General features: G+C 39.4%; 11 protein-coding genes. 8 read left to right on the plus strand and 3 right to left on the minus strand.

The genetic code is table 11. The annotated features are described in order from the left end of the window. Positions 1-439 precede the first annotated feature (439 nt). Positions 440-4,687, minus strand: coding sequence for a hybrid sensor histidine kinase/response regulator (locus AC1RNE_RS17755; protein WP_492802710.1), 4,248 nt, complete (start codon positions 4,685-4,687; stop codon positions 440-442). Between the two features lie 507 nt (positions 4,688-5,194). Between AC1RNE_RS17755 and AC1RNE_RS17760 the strand changes: the two genes are divergently transcribed. From AC1RNE_RS17760 to AC1RNE_RS17770, 3 genes are all read left to right on the plus strand, one after another. After that, positions 5,195-7,279, plus strand: coding sequence for a DUF8225 domain-containing protein (locus tag AC1RNE_RS17760; RefSeq protein ID WP_492802712.1), 2,085 nt, complete (start codon positions 5,195-5,197; stop codon positions 7,277-7,279). Positions 7,280-7,393: 114 nt separating this feature from the next. Beyond that, entirely contained in the window at positions 7,394-8,938 is a 1,545-nt protein-coding gene (locus AC1RNE_RS17765) for a hypothetical protein (protein ID WP_492802714.1), read from the plus strand. Positions 8,939-9,370: 432 nt separating this feature from the next. Further along, positions 9,371-9,814, plus strand: a complete 444-nt coding sequence (locus AC1RNE_RS17770; RefSeq protein ID WP_492802716.1) for a hypothetical protein — start codon at positions 9,371-9,373, stop codon at positions 9,812-9,814. A gap of 755 nt (positions 9,815-10,569) precedes the next feature. On the opposite strand, the gene AC1RNE_RS17775 is transcribed toward AC1RNE_RS17770, so the two are convergent. Continuing rightward, a complete protein-coding gene (locus AC1RNE_RS17775; RefSeq protein ID WP_492802718.1) occupies positions 10,570-11,463 on the minus strand; it encodes a helix-turn-helix domain-containing protein in 894 nt (297 codons plus the stop codon). A gap of 655 nt (positions 11,464-12,118) precedes the next feature. Between AC1RNE_RS17775 and AC1RNE_RS17780 the strand changes: the two genes are divergently transcribed. From AC1RNE_RS17780 to AC1RNE_RS17800, 5 genes are all read left to right on the plus strand, one after another. Next, the gene (locus tag AC1RNE_RS17780; RefSeq protein WP_492802720.1) at positions 12,119-12,538 is read left to right on the plus strand and encodes a (R)-mandelonitrile lyase; all 420 of its coding nucleotides are present in this window, start codon (positions 12,119-12,121) and stop codon (positions 12,536-12,538) included. A 337-nt stretch (positions 12,539-12,875) separates the two neighbouring features. Next, entirely contained in the window at positions 12,876-13,289 is a 414-nt protein-coding gene (locus AC1RNE_RS17785; protein WP_492802722.1) for an Imm50 family immunity protein, read from the plus strand. Between the two features lie 71 nt (positions 13,290-13,360). Beyond that, positions 13,361-13,756, plus strand: coding sequence for a putative quinol monooxygenase (locus tag AC1RNE_RS17790; protein ID WP_492802724.1), 396 nt, complete (start codon positions 13,361-13,363; stop codon positions 13,754-13,756). Between the two features lie 113 nt (positions 13,757-13,869). Next, entirely contained in the window at positions 13,870-14,928 is a 1,059-nt protein-coding gene (locus AC1RNE_RS17795; RefSeq protein ID WP_492802726.1) for an NAD(P)-dependent alcohol dehydrogenase, read from the plus strand. A gap of 1,289 nt (positions 14,929-16,217) precedes the next feature. After that, positions 16,218-16,487 carry a hypothetical protein gene (locus AC1RNE_RS17800; RefSeq protein WP_492802728.1) on the plus strand — a complete coding sequence of 90 codons (270 nt, stop codon included), beginning with the start codon at positions 16,218-16,220 and terminating at the stop codon, positions 16,485-16,487. A 178-nt stretch (positions 16,488-16,665) separates the two neighbouring features. Here the strand turns inward: AC1RNE_RS17800 and AC1RNE_RS17805 are convergent, their stop codons facing one another. Beyond that, positions 16,666-18,309, minus strand: coding sequence for a GH39 family glycosyl hydrolase (locus AC1RNE_RS17805; RefSeq protein ID WP_492803670.1), 1,644 nt, complete (start codon positions 18,307-18,309; stop codon positions 16,666-16,668). Positions 18,310-18,367: the final 58 nt, after the last annotated feature.

Here is an 18,367-nt window from a genome sequence, read left to right on the forward strand (position 1 = left end):
TGGGGGAATCAGTTGTGAGCTTTGAGGTATTTTTTATTTAACCTTTCCTATTAGCTGGTGACTTAAGTCCTAACCATTACCCACCTCTTTTAAAAAAGTTGAAATGAAGATGTAATTATTGATAAAATTGGTTCAAATAGGCTTAAATCGCCTTTCAAACTGAGCTTTGGTCGCCTAATGTCACAGCCTGACTACGTGAAACTCTTATACCTAGCGAGGGACTTAAGTCCCTCGCTAGGTATAAATATCTTGATTATCAGATATTTATACACTTATGGGTAATTGATAGGACTTAAGTCACCCGCTAATAGGAATTTTTCGCCCTGTTGGCGTTTTAACAGGGTCGCTTAGACTCAATTTGTTGGTCTAGGCGTCACTCGTAAAATACTAGCGACTGCGTGAGCGTCAATATGTTAAACAATCACTAACTCAAAATTCACTAACTATCCAACTCCTTATTAGTCATCACAAAAAAGACATTCTTCAATACATTCATCAACTCTTCTATTTTCATAGGCTTCGCTACATAATCGTCCATGCCTTTTTGCAGACAAATATCTCTGTCTTCGCTCATGGCATTGGCCGTCATGGCAACGATGGCAGGATGTGGGCCGGGCTGGCTTTTAATAATACTAGTGGCCTCAAAACCATCCATTTCTGGCATTTGGACATCCATTAATATTACATCATAAGATTTTTCTTTTATCTTTTCCAATACCAGCAATCCGTTCTCTACAATATCACAGGCATAGCCCAGTTTGTTTAAAACCCTGGCTATTAGTTTCTGGTTTACAGCATTATCCTCAGCAACAAGGATATTCAAAGGATACGATACTGCAAAATCGGTGTTTAGGTTACCGATTGGTTTTTCTGTTTGAGGCATTTTGCTATGTCCATTTAATGAAAATTGAATACCATTACACAAATGTTGTAGTTTTACGGGCTTTACAAGGATAGAAGTAAAGAGGTTAGGGTATTTCTTTTTGCTTTCGTCACCAATGGAACTAAGCATTACAATAGGAATATTAGCATCAACAGCTTTGATAGCTTTAGCCAAGGCAATGCCATCCATCTCTGGCATTTCCATATCAGTAATCACTAGCTGAATACGCTTGTTGGTGTTAAATATCTCTAGTCCTTCTTGTCCCGACGACGCTAGCACTGGTATCAGGTTCCAGTTTTGCAATTGTTTCTTCAAAATAGTCAGATTCGTCTGATTATCATCTATCACCAATACTACTGTACCACTCATTGGATTGAGGTCGCACTGATTAGTAATCATTGGTATCGTATTACTAATCTGAGTAACTATACTAAAACTAAACACTGACCCTTCGCCATATTCACTTTTTACAGAAACATCACCACCCATTAACTCTACTAGGCGCGTACAAATCGCCAGCCCCAAGCCTGTACCGCCATACTTACGGGTTGTAGATGAATCTACCTGTGAAAACGCTTTGAATAGCTTCCCTATTTTTTCTTTCGGAATACCTATCCCCGTATCTTTTACACTAAACCCAATGGCAATATCTTCTTCATTGATAGGCTTCGGCAGAAGGTACACCTTCACAAAGATTTCACCTTTGCTGGTAAACTTAACAGCGTTATTAATCAGGTTAATCAAGATTTGCTTTAATCTCAGCGAGTCGCCAATGATATGCAAGGGTACATCCTGATTAATTTCATAGATAAGGTCAATCCCCATTTGGGCAGTTCGGTGTGAGAATATATCCATCACATCTTCTATCGTACTGCGGAGGTCGAAGCTTTCCTTCTCTATGTCCATCTTACCAGATTCTATCTTAGAAAAATCTAAAATATCATTGATAACACTTAACAGACTTTCGCCACAAGTGATAATCGTATCGGTATATTCCTGTTGCTCGCCGTCTAGCTTGGTTTGGTTTAATAATGATGCCATCCCGATTACACCGTTGAGAGGCGTTCTGATTTCATGGCTCATCGTTGCCAAAAACACGCTTTTGGCTTGATTAGCTTTTTCCGCCTCCTCTCTGGCTTGTTGTTCTTGCTCTTTTTGTGCCGTAAGTTCGGTGTTGAGTTCCAGTAAGTTTTCAGCTTGAAGGGCAAGCTCTTCCGACTTAACAAATAGCTCGTCGTTCAATTCGCTAAGCTGTGTAGTACGCTCTTTTACAAGCTTTTCAAGTTCTACTTTCTGTTTGTTAGACTTGTTGATGCGGTGAGTATAGAATTTATGAACTGCCAATAAAATAAGGATAATCGCTACCACCCTTAGCCAAATATTATCCCAAAATGGCGGACTAATGATAATCTCAATTGATTTGGCATTATGGTTCCAGATACCATTGTTGTTAGATCCAATCACCCTAAAAGTATAATGACCAGGCGCTAGGTTGTTATAAACAGCTTTGTGTTCAGTACTTGGTGGAGACCATCGTTCGTCTAGTCCCTCTAAGATATACGAGTACTGATTTCTATCAGGATATACATAATTGAGGGCAGCAAAATTCAAAGTGATAGACGATTGTTTATAGTTCAGCTTTATTTCATCTGTATAGCCAATATCCTTCGTTAAGCCAATCGACGAGGTATCGGAAGTAACCATCAGTTGATTGGACAACAAAAAGTTGGTGATAAATACAGGAGGGACATATTTGTTTACTTTTATCTCAGCAGGATAAAACATATTCATGCCTTTAATACCGCCAAAAATCATTTGTCCTTCTTTGGTTTGTAGGTAAGCATTGGCTTCAAATTCCATGTTTTGTAGCCCATCGCGCGTATTGAATGATCTGCTCGATAAAGATTTAGGGTTGAGTTCAATCAGACCATTTGACGTAGAAATCCATAAATTATTAAGGTTGTCTTCCAAGATTCCCTTTACAAAATTATTGTCTATATCTGTTCTGGTATTGATAAAATTAAACTTGTTTGCTGCCTTATCGAATTTATACAGTCCCTTCATCCCGACCCATACCGTGCCTTTTTTATCAACAAAAATTACCCTAGCGTCAGTCTTTGTGTTGGGTTCATTAAAATAATGTGAAAATACCCCACTCTCTAGGTTATAGCGGTTTAATCCACCGTCGTCTGTTCCAAACCATATATTGCCGTCGTGGTCTTCCCCAATTGAAACTACATTGTTGCCCGAAAACGAAGAAGTATTGTTTTTCCCAGTGGTTATTCGCTTGAACGTACGTGTTTTAGCATCCCATAAATTAATGCCTCCATAATAAGTAGCAATCCAGAAATTCCCTTTGCTGTCAAGGTGCATATCTTGCAGGAAATTCGAACTGAGAGAACTTGGCACTTTTGGGTCATTTTTAAAATGCGTAAAACTGCCCGTCGCTTTATTAAGCACACTGATGCCACTACCCCATGTACCTACCCATATATTCCCCAGAGCATCTTCTGCAATAGTCTGTACCGCATTTGATGACAAGCTTTTAGGGTTGTTTTTGTTATATAAATAATGTTTAAATTTCTCTGTTTTAGGGTTAAACAAGTTCAGTCCACCGCCATCCGTGCCTACCCAAATATCATTATCTTTATCCTGATAAAAAGCCTTTACATCATTATAACTTAAAGAATTTGGTTCATTGGTTTTGCGAAATAGTTTGAATTTATCAACCCCATCAGCATATAAATCTACCCCTCCGCGGTGCATACCAATCCATAAATTCCCTTGTTTATCTTCAAACAACGCCGATACAGTACTGTTTGAAAGGCTCAATGGAAACTCGGGTTTTGGGTAATAGTTATAAAACTTTTGGGTAGATGGTTTGTACAAAATCAACCCATTGTTGATAGTCCCTATCCAGATATTTCCTTTATTGTCAGCTAACAAGCTCAATACCATATAATTATTAGGGATATATGGAAGGTCGGATAGGTGATTGAAGACTTGTAAATTGTTTTTAGCAGGATCATAACTTATCATCCCTACGTTATCAGTTCCCAACAAAATATTGCCACTATTATCTTCTTCTATGGCAGTAATCGCATTGTTTTTAGTGGGCAACAAGGCAATGAACTTATGCGATTTTGTGTCAAATTCCACTAGTCCACGTTGTGTACCTAACCACAATCGACCATTTTTATCTTTTAAAAGACAGTTAATCTTATTCAGCTCAACATCATTACCGAGTTGTTTAAAATGTTGTACCTCTTGGGTTTTAATATTAAATAATTCTAAACCATTATCTGTTGTGCTAATCCAAAGATTTTTTCCTGTAGCATCCTCGGTAATACCCGTAATAACATTAGAAGACAAAGATTTATGATTGTTATCAGCGTGTTTGAAACTAGCAAATTTGTTAGTTTCGGGGTCAAAACAATTGAGTCCTCCCGATGTCCCTATCCACATTTTATGGTCTGAACTCTCATAGATACATCTGATAAAATTGTCGCTAATAGCGTTAGGATTGTTTTCATCATTTTTAAAGACAGTAATTTTTATACCGTCATATTTATTTAAGCCGTCACGTGTGCCAAACCATAAGAACCCCCTGCTTCCTTGAAAAATACAATTTACAGAGGTATTACTTAACCCTTGGTCATTGCTGAGATGCCTGAAACGTGAGCTAGATATTTGTGCCAAGCCTGTAAACCAAAGAAAGGAAAAAAAGTACACTAACAAAAGGTTTTTTAACAGTCGGCTTGCATTATACGTATTGGAAAACGTGGTAAGACGCGTCATTTTCATTAATTAAAGTAGTAAAGGTTTTAGATAGTATGGTAATAATGGTACGATAATATACGTACGATTATTATAGTAATAAGGATTTGGTTCAAATATAATAAAAAATGTTACATACTATCATGACAGACAACGTATAATACGTGTATAAGTAATTTTTTATAAATGATGGACATCTCCCGTAGTCGCTCGCTTCTAACGAGTGACGACTATTAAAAGGCTTCCAGCCTAAAAAACTACGGGAGTTGAAAGCCGAAGACCAACATCCAAAACCCCACAGCTTCCCTCCAACATTTCAGCATTTAATACTGTTTTTGTTCATTAAAATAGTAAAACCAGATATAAATACCTGCTTTTACGATGATAAAACAGGTATTTATGACCTGTTTTATTGAGTATTACTATGATAAATTTGTAGGGTAATATTACAAGGGGAGTTCTGAAACCACTTTAATAAACGGGGCGTTACGGAAAAGCCAAACGAGTACGAAAAAACCTTTTATCTTTTAAACTATGGAAAATACCCTACAAACACAAGCAGATGTTGCTGAAACTGATTTAACCACAAGTGGTTTTCAATTTAGAACGCCCGCTGCCATCCAAGATTTTTCAGATACTCCTGCAAAACAGGAGGCGATGAATGAGCTTTGGAGTGCAAACCTCAATGGTTTTACCCAACAAGGAATGTTGAGCAACCCGTGGAATACGACAAATACACCCCCGACGACCAATTATTATAACCCTGTTGAGAATAACCCAAGTAGTGTCACGGCTAATGTGCAATGGAGTGCATTTCCGGGCAGATTAGCTTATAATTACCCAACAGCGTCTCAAACAGCCTTAGAACAAATGGCAGATACAGGCGTAATGCCTGCGCCGATTTCGGATAATCCATGTGGTGATACAGGAAATGCCGTTCCGTATTTCCCTTATGGCCCTAGAGGCTGGCAAGATGAATATTGCGAATGGGCAGTTACTAGAAACGCTGCTGGACAAATTACCAGAATTGATTTTACTTGTGAAAACCCCGAATATTGGAATAGCTTATGGTTGATAGACCCTAATAAAGTGTTGGCACTGTATCAAAGCATTTTAGGTAAACCACAAATCACCTTAGCAGACCTAAGCGTGCCTAATATCACTGACCCCATTACCCAAGGGCCTGTTTACAACCCCCTTAATATATGGAATAGTGGTCCCGTTTCAAATGACACACAAGGCGGAGCCATTCACCTTACCAGTACGCCCAACACTTTACAAACAGAAATAGGACTCGCTACAGCAGCCACTGTTCAACGTAATAATCCTAGCACTGGGAATACGTCTTGGCCATCAAGTGCTTATAATGCCCTACTTTGTGATGCTCAGTATGGACAAAAACATAGAAATAGCGACCCTAACATTGGCGGTACTGTAAACAGTTTTGTAACGGCTGCCAATGTAGTAACCTTAGCAGACCCTCCGGGGTTGTATATCCAAACACCTGATTTTTCTGGTAACAATTATGTAGCTCCCAACGGTGACGACGCTGCTGCTTATTGGACAGTTGTCAGAGGTTCGGAAACACTAAATAGTCAGGATGGCACAAAACTACCGGGTAATTTTATCTTGCATGCCGTGTATGAAGTGCCTGCCGACAAGGGCTATACCGTAAGCGATATAACCATTAATGGAAGTCCTATCGAGTGGGGTTCTCAAGTAGCGGCTACCTTTAAAATGCAAATTGTAGCGAGTGCCTATCAAGGTACAAAACCTGCTGGATATGACCCCGTAGGAGACACAACTCCAGCCGATACATTTGCCCAACCAATTCAATTATTTTACGAAAGCTATTTTAATCAGGTATATAATACCAGTGTTCCGAATCCAGTAGATAATCCTATTTCATTGCTGAGCAATAGCACATTTATTCCTCCAACCGTTTTTATTGGCGCAAGCTCGATACAGATGGTACTTATCTGTGGCACTATTACTTATACCGAAGGACAGCCATCAACCTATCCAACAGTAAGCTTTACCAACGCGGGAGTAACAGCGACGGTGACGGCGGTACAAAATAATGTTTATTATGCCGTTCCGGGGAATAGCAAGCCTAGTAATAACTATGCCTTATACATAACGGTTTCTGTGAGCGAAAATGCCTCCGCAGGAGTAACAGGTGTGTATATTACCAATCAAGGACAGGTGATTAGCCAAGCCTTGCCAGCGTTGCTTTCGGTATTACCTATCACGGTTCAAGCAGCCATTCAATGGCAAAACACTGGCGTAGAAGTGGCGCCGTCTAGCTTATTATCTATTTCTTATGTGAGTGGCTTATGGACGGCCAATCCTCAAGACAATAATGGGCAGTTGTATAATGCTAACGGTACTCCGAGTAATATTCCAGCCCCAGCAGGCTATACCATGCCCGGACAAAATGAGGGTGCCTTAATCGGGAAAGTAGGCGATACGGTGTTTTTCATTGGCATGGGGACTACTATTCCTTCAAACCTTTCGGGTGAGTTATTACTCTGTATCAATGACGATTTGGATGGTACTTATGGGCAAGGTTTTGCGGATAATGAGGGTAGCATTATCGTGAAGGTTACTAGTTTGTAGGTTGTCGGTTTTAGGATATTTTCAAGGTCGCCATGCCATTCGTATGGCGACCAACATAACGCTCTTAATGGCTCATTGTATAAAATGAACTTACCTGATATGACTATAAAAAAGATGAAGAAGGTAGGACTACTACTTATTCTTCCAATCATATTTATTAATATGATTGCTTCCAATCATCAAAAAATACAGCCAAATTCCTTTGTGGCGGCATCGGATTCATGTGCTTGTTATTCAACTAGTTCCCTTTACAACATTCAGGTGTATTTTAACAACAATGTGCCAGGGGATTTGAATTCATTCAACAATCAATCTCAGGTAGATTGTTTTGCTTGGCAAGAATTCATCGCCTTGAATTGGCCCGTGAATGCTAGTAGTAGTTTTGGTTCGCCTTACGACTTGGCGGCGGTACAATGGGAAACGTATATGCCCAGAGAGGTTTTGTTCCAAGACCAAGGCATTAAGCCTCCGAATTGGGGAACGTTGGTGTCAGATAAATATGCGAAAAAGTTCAAGACTCAACGCATGCTGATGAACAAAACAAGTACAAAATTATTGACGTTTACCAGTAAGATTGAAAATTCAGACTCCCTCAATGTCTTTAATGTCGAACAAGCAGCGCCTTTGGGAAAACCTAATTGGTTGGGTAGTCAGAACGGCAAGAATGTCTGGTATGAAATCCTGCTTAACAAAGATTATTACGACTTTGTGGTTCAGAAAGGATACTATAATGCCGTCACTCAGCACGATTCTGTGAAGGCAGGGCATCCCATTAATTTTCCTCAGGGAGTTTATAACGGTAAAACAGGCGCCATAGAATTAAAAGCTGCTTGGATGGAAGTAACCGATGCTCAGTCACCTCAGTGGGCTAGGTATAAAATGTCGCGTGCTACGGTACTAGACCCTGCGACCAATCAACTAAGGACAACAACGGTAGCCCTAGTAGGATTGCATATTTTACACAAAACCACCAACCAGCCGACATGGGTTTGGGCTACTTTTGAGCAGGTAGATAATGCCCCTAGCGCTACGACGGTGGGCACTCCCCCTTATGGCTATAATTTTTATAATGCGAATTGCACTCCTCAACAAATAAAAGTAAAAACAAAAACGGGAGATTCGTTAGTGACAGTTTCGTGTACGCCTAATCAATCACCCCCTTATTATCTAAATCAGGCAGCTTCGGTACCCATCCAAATAACAAGAAGTAACCCAATTGATGTAAACGATGCGGTTCCGATAAATCAGCGAATGCAAAATAGTATCAAGAACGTATATCCTAATTCGGTATGGCAATACTATCAGCTAGTAGATGTGATATGGTCACAAAGTGTTCAAAAAGACCCCACAACACCGATTAATGCACCGAGAAAATTAAACGCATCAGCCATGTTTAGTGGCGTTCCGATTGTTGCCAACACAACCTTAGAAAGCTACGTCCAGAAAACAAGGACCTGTACCAGTTGCCATGTTTATAGTACGATTGCGCCTTATCCCTTAGATACCATCAACAATGATATTTTTGGAGATTTTAGCTTTGCCATTAAATTTGCCAAGTATAAAACGACTTTTACAAAGCCGTCTAGTAGTAACCTAAAAACAACACATCCTAATCTGAAAAGTTTGAAAAAGGCAATGAAAAAAGTTGCTCTTCAATAGTCGAGAAGGAGTTGGGTGGAGTAATCAGTTCCCTTTCTCTTACCTGGTGACCTAAGTCACTAGCTAAGAAAAAGGGTTTCCGCTTTTATTGGCGTCCTAGAAATAATTTTAGGCTGGAAGCCTTGTAATAGTCGTCACTCGCTTGAAGCGAGCGACTGCGAGAGAATGTCATTTTTTGATAAAATGACAATTAACTAATACGGCATTACTAGTATTTACATTGTTAGAATACTAGTGATAACCTCTTTTTGTCGAAGGTTATTACATGACGAGCTGAGAAAGAAAAGTATCGTAAAACCACTCATTTTTTAGGGTATTTTTACGTTATTTATAGGATGAGTTTTGTAAGTTAAAACGTTAACTGCTAACTTGATTGAAAGGTATTAAAATAATATTATCCTTTTAACCAAAACTACTATAAACGATAATCTAATGAAAAAAATCTTTACCATTTGTCTGATTACTTTCTTCGCTATTAATTGTGCTAAAGCTCAAAGTTCTTTGAAAATAACAGCAGGAGACTCTGACGCTAGCCAGATTGAAAAAAAAATGTATGTTTATTGCCAAATAGTAGGTACAACTGGACTTTTGTCGAGAAAGGTGTCGATTGAAATTGATTATGGACAAGATGAAGTTTCTGCTGGCTGGCGACGAGCTAATGTAATTAGAGATGAAAATAATAAGGTAAAAAAATTCAATTCGATGGTTGATGCGCTTAATTACATGGCTGAAAATGGTTGGAGAATGAATCAAGCCTATGCATTTGCGACGAATGGGCAAAATGTGTATCATTTTTTGATGGAACAGGAAATTACTGGAAACGAGAAAATGGAAATCTTGAAAAACCTTAAAAAAGAAGTAGAGGTTAAGAATTGAGATGTCCCCTGATAAGAATAAACAGCCTTGTTTGGACTAGAAGCCCTTGTAATAGTCTTTACTCGCTTGGAAGCGAGCGACTGCGGTAACTAATCCCGAAGGGATGAAATGATTATAGCAAATAAAAATGATTGCATCACCAAAACCCTGTAGGGGTGACAGAGAGCTTTCTATCACCCCTACAGGGTTAAATGTTTCCTGATTTCACGGCTTGCTATAATCCTTTCATCCCTTCGGGATTTGGATTCTCTGACTAGTCACCAACTCTGGTCATAGGTTTTTTCGCCTTTGGTGGTGTTTTCACCGCCAAATTATGCCTCAGCCACGTCATATAGTTTTGATAAATGGTGCGTTGCTTTCGCACGTGTTGTTGGAGAACGAACGCTAACAACGGTGAGAAACTCTTATTTCTAGCGAGGGACTTAAGTCCCTCGCTAGAAATAAACACGTTGATTATCAATTGTTTATATACTTGTTGATAATCAATAGGGCTAGTAGCCTTGTAATAGTCGTCACTCGCTTGGAAGCGAGGTACTGCGGAGAGCAATCCCGAAGGGATGGAATGTTTATAGAAAAAACAAACGAACATCTTTCTACGCTGTGCGACTCCGTAGGAGTCGAAGAAGAGGATGGACAGGGGCTTTGGTGCTATAAATATTCCATCCCTTCGAGATTATTCCTGCATGAATCTAATTTTTAGGCTGGAAGCCTTGTAATAGTCGTCACTCGCTTGGAAGCGAGCGACTGCGCAAGTTTCAATTCAACCTGCGATATTCATTGGGTGAATAGCCTACGTGTTGTTTAAAAGAACGACTGAAATGTTGTGGATATTTAAAACCCAATTCATAGGCTATTTCGCTGACAGACTTGCTCATGTCAAATATCTTCTCTTTGCCAATGTCCATCAATTTTAGCTGAATATACTCTTGGGCAGATTTCCCTGTTTCTTTTTTGATTAAATCACCAAAATAATTGGCTGACAGATTCAGTTGCTCTGCACAATACCCCACCGATGGCAAACCCAATAGCTGAGGTTTTTCAGAGGCAAAATAGTCGTTCAAGAGTGTTTCAAATCTTCTTAAAATGCCCTTGTTAGCATTATCACGGGTGATAAACTGGCGATCGTAATAGCGGACACAATAGCTAAGGAATAGGTCAATATTGGCTACAATCAACGTTTTGCTGTGCTTGTCGATAGTCTGTTTGAGCTCAGATTCTATCTTCATAAAGCATTCGTAGATAATTTTACGCTCACTTTCGGATAAATGGAGGGCCTCGTGTACTTCATACGAAAAGAAAGTATAGTCATTAATATGTCGCCCGAGGGAAGTACCTCGAATCAAGTCGGGATGAAACAATAACGCATAGCCTTGGGGCTGAAAATACTCTTTGTTTTCAATACCCATCACCTGCCCCGGTGCTACAAATACCAAGGTGCCGTCTTCATAATCATAATAATTACAGCCGTAACGCAAATTCCCGCATTTGATGTCTTTGAGATAGATGATATAAAACCCAAAGTACATACGGGCATTTTGTTTAATACCGCCCTTGGAAAGGTCAATCACACTGACCAAGGGGTGGAGGGTCTCGTGGTTATAATAGGCATTATATTGCCCTATTGTATCAAATTTTATGATGTTTTCCATAACCTTATTGTTTCTTCTTATATCAAAGTTAAGGGTAATCTGTTGGTTTTTATCACGCCCATCCCTCAATCAGTAATAATGGTACGTAATCCTGTAATTGGTATAAGAAGCTTTGAAAAATAAGAGAGAATTTTGTAGGGACAAATAGGCTATCGGCTTTAGGATGTGAGCTTGGGGCTATCGGTCATCGGATGTCAGTCATCGGCTTTGTGATGTGAGCTTTGGGCTATCGGTTATCGGATGTCGGTCATCGGCTTTGTGATGTGAGCTTTGGGCTATCAGTCATCGGATGTCAGTCATCGGCTTTAGGATGTGAGCTTTGGGCTATCGGTCATCGGATGTCGGTCATCGGCTTTGTGATGTGAGCTTTGGGCTATCAGTCATCGGATGTCAGTCATCGGCTTTGTGATGTGAGCTTTGGGCTATCGGTCATCGGATGTCGGTCATCGGCTTTGGGCTATCAGTTAACAACATGTTAATTACTGATTTATAAGACTTAAAGTCTTTTGTCTAACGTCTTTAAGTTTTTAGTTTAACGTCATTAAGTCTTGTATCTTTAAGTCTTTAGTCTAGCGTCTTTAAGTCTTATAGTCTAACGTCTTAAAGTCTTTAGTCTAACATCTTTCAATCTCTTATAAAAAAACATCTCAAAAAAATGGAAACAGCTTCTAATAACATCTCAAATCATATTTTTCCGCAGGGCGATACAGGGTCGGCAGACTATTTTACTGGTACTACATGGGTGACGATGTTGGTACAAAAGGGTGGCGACATCAATTATAGCGTAGCCAACGTGGTGTTTGAACCCAATGCTCGCACCAACTGGCATACGCATCCAGCAGGACAAATATTACTGGTTACTGATGGCGATGGTTTTTATCAGGAAAAAGGCAAGCCTGCACAGTCTATTAAAAAGGGGGATACCGTAAATATTCCTGCTAATGTAGAACACTGGCACGGCGCGGGCAAAGATGGTCGCCTTGTGCATATTGCTATTAGCAATTATAAAGATGAGGTAAATGTCACTTGGCTACAGCCTGTCTCGGGAGAAGAGTATGGGGGTGTTGTGGAATAGCGATAGGATTGAATTTAAGAGTGCTGCGGTTCTGCTATCAATACTCATGGCATGACTTGAAGTCATGCCATGAGTAAACATCAGGAAAAATCTGAGATTGTTTTTCGGCTGGAAGCCTTTTAATAGTCGTCACTCGTTGGAAACGAGCGACTGCGTTTAGTTGACCACCGTGGTTTGTGGCACACAGAACACAATTCACCATTCTGCTGTTCTAAGTTTATCAACTTGAAACTATCGACAACTATAAATCAGTATTATACTGATTTATAGTTGTATCACGAAATCTTTGACTTCGTAAAATAAGTAACATTATCTATATAAGAAACAATATATAAAAATGTGGTTTAAATACATAGAGAATAAAGAAGGCATTTGTCGTATATACGAAAATATTGAACCGCCATTAGATAATTTGTATCTATATGAATTAAGTATAAAAACAGGGGAAACAATAGGCTTAATACTGCGTTTTGATTTGGCTAAACTTCCTAATGAATTACCTATAAAATGGGAAAAAGCAGGAGTGAATACTATTCAAATTGTAATGGAGTTTATAGAAGTACATATACAACAAATATGTATTTCCAATATAAATTTTTACAATGGTCAATTATTGATTGAGGAAATTGAAAATAATATCAAGCAGGTAAAGTATATAGATAAAACAGGTACTGAAGTTTTTAATTTCAATGCCAGATGGATATATATAAAAAATTTCTCTGGCTATCATAATACAAAATCTCCAGTTTGAAAATCTCGACTAGTCATCAAAAAACTATGACTATATAAAAAAAAACTTTAACAAAATCATCAAAAAGAACTATGAAAATCAAGAAAACCTGCCTTGCTATCGGCATATTGATAGCTCTATTTTCGTCAAAAAGTGCATGGGCACAACATAAAAATTTAATGGTACGTATCGCAAAAATTGAAGTAGATTCCGCTCAATTAGAAAGCTACAAGGCTATTCTAAAGACTGAAATCGAAACGTCTGTACGGGTAGAATCGGGGGTTTTGAGTTTGAATGCCGTAGCCGATAAGAACAATCCTACGCATATTACAATTTTAGAGGTTTATGCAAGCGTGGAGGCCTATAAGGCACATATCGAAACGCCACATTTTAAAATATACAAAACTTCAACAAAGGATATGGTAAAGGCGTTACAACTTATTGAGGTCGACCCTATTATGTTGGCTAATAAGCATAAGAATCCGTAGCATTTTTAGCGAACCAACATTTATTATCTAAACATTAACATTTTTCTTCACCTTTGAAACCAATTAAAAGCAAGTTATTTTGCTATGTCTTGAACAAAAATTTACAACAAAAAATGGAAACAACAAACGTAAAAGCCTACGGTGCACAGTCGAAAGAAGCATCATTAGAACAATTAAGTATAGTCCGTCGCGAAGTAACGGCTAAGGATATCGAAATCGAAATTCTATATTGTGGCGTATGTCATTCCGATTTACATACCGCTCGCAACGACTGGGGAGGAACGGTTTATCCAGCCGTGCCAGGGCATGAGATTGTGGGTAAAATAACGAAAGTAGGTAGCGAAGTAACTAAATTCAAGGTTGGCGACACTGCTGCGGTAGGCTGTATGGTCGACTCGTGCAGAACGTGTGAAAGTTGCCAACACGACTTAGAGCAATATTGCATGACGGGCTTCACGGGTACGTATAACGGCAGAGATAAACATTTGGGTACACAGACTTTTGGGGGTTATGCCGAAAAAGTGGTGGTAGATGAACACTTCGTTTTGAAAGTACCTGAAAACCTTGATTTGGCGGCTACAGCTCCTTTGCTTTGTGCGGGCATCACGACGTGGTCGCCATTAAGACATTGGAAAGTAACCAAAGGTAGCAACGTTGCCGTGATAGGCTTGGGCGGTCTCGGACACATGGCTATCAAACTAGCCAAGGCATTAGGGGCAAATGTTACGCTTTTTTCAAGGTCTCCAGATAAAAAACAAGATGCCTTCGACTTGGGGGCTGACGAGATTGTTATCTCGACAGACAAAAGTCAGATGTCGGGAGCCAGAGGGAAGTTTGATTTAATCATTGACACCGTTCCGTATATTCATGACGTTAATCATTATATCCCAACGTTGGGCATCAATGGCACTATTGTATTGGTAGGCTATCTTGGTCCACTCGACCCAATGTTAAATACCGTTCCGATGATTATGGGTCGTAAGTCTGTTGCAGGTTCGTTAATCGGCGGTATTGCCGAAACGCAAGAAATGCTTGATTTCTGTGGTGAACATAATATTACGTCTGAAATAGAAATCATCAAGATGCAAGACATCAATGAGGCCTATGAGCGTATGCTAAAAAGCGATGTACATTATCGTTTTGTGATTGATATGGCGTCGTTGAAGGAATAAAATTTGCTTTCGAGATTATTTGCCCCTATACATTCCTAGGGAGGGAATTAATTCCCTCCCTAGGAATGTACAGGACTTTTAGATTTTCATTTAAAACCTACTGATTACCAACAAGTTGATAATTGATTGATAATCAACGATTAACAACCTCATCCCCCAACCCCTTCTCCTTCAGAGAAGGGGAGCATACCTTGGTGCTTAGAGCTCCCCTCTCTGAAGGAGAGGGGTCGGGGGTGAGGTTTGAAGAACGATTTAAGCCCATTTGAACCAATTTTATCAATAATCACATCTTCATTTCAACTTTTTAAAAGATGTGGGTAATCAGTAGCATTTAAAAGCTCCTCTAATTAACACATCATTGGGAATGTAGACAATCAGCATATTTTTTAACGATACAGTGCTTCATATGATTGTTTCTTATCATGAGTCATAAGTAACTATTTTTTGAACGTATCCTTATAAAATACTCTTATACGTATATTCCCTATCAAGTACAGATTTTTAATCAACAGTTCTTAATAACACGCTTTAAAATCAGGTATAAATACCTGATTTTGTAGGACTTATACTTTATTTTATGCCATAAAAATTGTTTTTTTGATAATCTTTAATTATCTTTGGTTAGCTTATTAAAGTTATCAAAATCATTGTTCTTTTAAATTGCTTAACTATACGGTTTTAATATTATCCAAACAAACAACCAAGGCTATGCAACTAACAGTACAACAAGCTGAATTTATCATACCTAAGTGTCAAATCAAAGCCTTGAGTGTTTTTGAGGAGAATTTAGCGCACTATTCCCTAGCTACAGAAGTCATCAAACCAGAAATGCCTATTAATTACCGAGGCACAATTTTTTTTATCAGCAACCGAGTATACTAACACACCATAATTTTATTTCTTAAAAGTCAATTTGTGTAATCTTTAGGCGGTGAATTAATTCACCGCCTACGGATATTGTTGTTTGAATGTAGGAGAAGCTATAACCAGATTCGGATAGTAACTTATCCTAATAAATCCCGAAGGGATAAAAGGATTATAGTATTCTTGTTTGGTTACCGAACATTTTTTATATTTGTATCAACAAATAAATAGTATACACCGTATAAAACAACAAATGATTGAAGTATTGGAGGAATCAAAAGCGAATCTGAAGAAACGATTAGAGGTAGCACTTGAAAGCCTAACAGATGATTAAATCAACGAATACCTTGATGCTATTCTGAAAATAAACCAAATCATTGAAGCACTTAAAAACTAAAAAGGGAGTGAAAGTCTCCAATAAAACGATGGTACAAACGCTTAATGTCAAAACTGATGATATTCTCAATCAAGCCAAGGGACTTATTGAAGAGGCAAAGAATTTTATGCTTTCGGAAGGAAAGGTAATTGATTTAAGCAACTGGCTTACCATCAAGAACTATTGCAAAAAGTATGATATTGCTGAAGAGTCGTTGGTTACGAATTGGATTCGTAGGGGTATTATCTCTCAAGAAGATATCCATATATTTCCTGAGTTTAATAACATTAGATTAATCAGGGATAAAAAATATAGATAGACCTTCAGGGTTTTTGTTTATAAGTCCTAATCTCGAAGAGACGCCCGCCTCTGGTCGTAGGTTCTCCTACGACCCTAAATGCGGAAGAGCGTCTCGCTCGAAATTTATCAAATGTTTATGCTAACATGAGCGTGACGCTCATTATCGTTGTAGAGTTTGAACCTACAATCAGCGTTTATTACCACCTAAAGCTCAAAAATGACACCCCCTGTCTAGGCAATTTCATTTTGATAAGGGCTTGTCCATTTTTAGTATTAATCCATTCTGGCGAGGTTAACAATTGCAATTGTCCTGCTTTTTCTAATACCTTGATTTGCTCGGCTGTAGGTTGTTTTGGCGACCCCATGCTTTTCCAAACCTCATAAGCATTGCTGTTTTCTTTATCAATACGATAGTGATAAAGCTGTACTTTTAATGCTGGCAAACCTTTTACCACTACCTCCACCGTAGCATCTGCCACTGGAACGTTATCATCATGATAATTCCAGACCATCACGCTTGCTGAGTTTATACTTTTTGACGCCAACGCATTGATATCGGCCTCGCCACGCACGCTTTCGTCACGTACTTTCTTGAAATCATAAGCCAAATTTTGGGTTACTTCTACTCTGTTGCCCTCCATCATGCCAAACATACGGAACACATTCAGCACGGGTTTATCCACCCCGTTGGTCGCTAAATCACGGAAACCACGGAACCATGCTTGGTCTTCAAACTCGAATGCCCATGTAACAGCCCCCAACAAGTTTACACCTCTAGCCTCTGCCAATTCGTATTTTCTGGCAAAAGATGCCGCCGTATAACTTGAATACATCGTGCTATTACGGTAGGCATTTTGTGGGTTCAGGTCTTCAGAACAAGCCGCACATCCTTCTGGGTCAGATTCACCGATGATAATTGGGAGTTTTTTCAAGCTTGGATACGACGCCACAATTTCAAAGCCTTTGTCAAGGTCACGCAATTGGGTACCCATGTTCATTTGTACATGACCGCTCACTACTTTCGGTCCGCCTTTGGCATGGTAAGTAATGAAATCCAAGGGCGAGCCTGTCTTGCCCGTTACGTAGTTTTTACCTTTGGTTACGTGGTCGAGAAAGGTCTTCAAAAAGATAGCCGACTTGTCCCACCCTGGTCCCGTTACTTCTGGTCCACCGATTTTGGCCGATGGTAAAGCACGTTTTACAGCATCTGCCGAATAGTCGTATAGCTTGATATATTCTTCGGTTGTGCCTTTCCAGTAGCCAATGTTAGGTTCGTTCCAAAGCTCCCAATACCAGCTTTCTACCTCTTTCTGACCATATTTTGCTACCGAATGTTTCACCCATTGGTACACCAACTCAGCCCATTTGTTATAATCTTTGGGCGGATATGCCCAGCCCGTATAGATGTCGTTATAATTATCACCCGGCTTCCAGTGGTGACGATAAGGCGTTGGGTGGCTCGACAATGCCTCGGGCATAAAGCCAATTTGAGCGATGGGGCTCATGCCACGCTCGATGAAAGTATCAAAGATTTTATCGACAATCGTCCAGTCGAAAATCGGGTTTCCGTTGGCATCTTCGGTGTAAGCATTGGTAGAACCCCACTTCAATGCCGCCGTGCCATCGCCCGTTACGAGCAAGCTGTGTACCCTGACATAGACTGGTATTTTACTAAGTTGCGAGATTTCTGTGAGCAATTTCTTGCCATCTTTCATATAAGTATAGTTGGGTTCGTCATAGCCAAACCAAGCCCAGATGGGTTTCATGGGCGCTTTGGTTTTGGCTAAATCAACCTGAATCGACACAGGGGCCTGTTCCTGAGCAAAGGCTGGGACAGACATTCCCACAGACTGGGCTGCCAATAATAACAACAATGATGTTTTTCTAAAGAGCATAGTT

Source organism: Arcicella sp. GW822-FHT02H01 (assembly GCF_058802005.1).